This window comes from Lysinibacillus sp. 54212 (genome assembly GCF_036662795.1).
GTDB lineage: Bacteria > Bacillota > Bacilli > Bacillales_A > Planococcaceae > Lysinibacillus_B.
Window position 1 is genome coordinate 1 of sequence record NZ_JBAFWZ010000071.1, and the last position, 787, is coordinate 787.

General features: G+C 39.3%; 2 protein-coding genes. Both read left to right on the top strand.

All coding sequences use genetic code 11. The features are described from left to right. Window positions 1–28: 28 nt before the first annotated feature. A complete protein-coding gene (locus V4T18_RS18285; protein ID WP_332651887.1) occupies window positions 29–460 on the top strand; it encodes a phage holin family protein in 432 nt (143 codons plus the stop codon). Beyond that, a partial coding sequence (locus V4T18_RS18290; protein ID WP_332651889.1) for a peptidoglycan recognition protein family protein occupies window positions 457–787 on the top strand: 331 nt, incomplete at its 3' end. The genes V4T18_RS18285 and V4T18_RS18290, both read left to right, overlap by 4 nt.

Sequence of the window (787 nt, forward strand, 5' to 3'; positions counted from 1 at the left end):
TTTTTATGGGCAGAAAAGGAGCGAGGGCATGGAAAACAAAGTAGCATTTATCAGTGGAGTTATTGGAGCAGTGATATCATATATGTTTGATTTAGTGGGGGTAGCGGTGTCTATCCTCATTTTATTTATGCTTGCAGATTATGTAACTGGGCTAGTTGCTGCAGGAATTAATAAGGATCTTAACAGTCGTGTTGGACTTACTGGGTTTGCACGAAAAATGTACATCTTAGTGCTAATCGGAATGGTATATGCACTTGAATTTACAGCAGGTCAATATGTCGATTTTGATATTTTCGGAGGCTATATTGGGGACGGTGCAGCGTTTGCATATATTGCTATTGAGTTTATTAGTATAGCTGAAAACGGCGTTAAAATGGGGGCTCCAATGCCACCGTATGTTAAAAATCTATTGAAAATTGTGCGAGATAAAACGGGATTGAGCGAGGAGGGTGCTAAGTGAGTTACGTATTTAAACAAGTACTATTACCATCTAACAAACACAAATTAAAGTGTCCGTATGCTATGGCACCTCAATGTATCACAGTGCACAATACAGCTAATGATGCATCGGCAGCTAACGAAGTCGCTTATCATAATCGTAACAATAATCAAGTTAGTTATCACGTTGCAGTTGATGACAAAGAGGTTATACAATGTGTGCCGTTTAATAAAGCTGCTTGGCATTGTGGTGATGGCACTAACGGAGTTGGTAATCGAAAATCTATTGGTATAGAGATATGCTACAGCAAAAGTGGTGGCGAGCGATATGAAAAAGCTGAAGAAAACG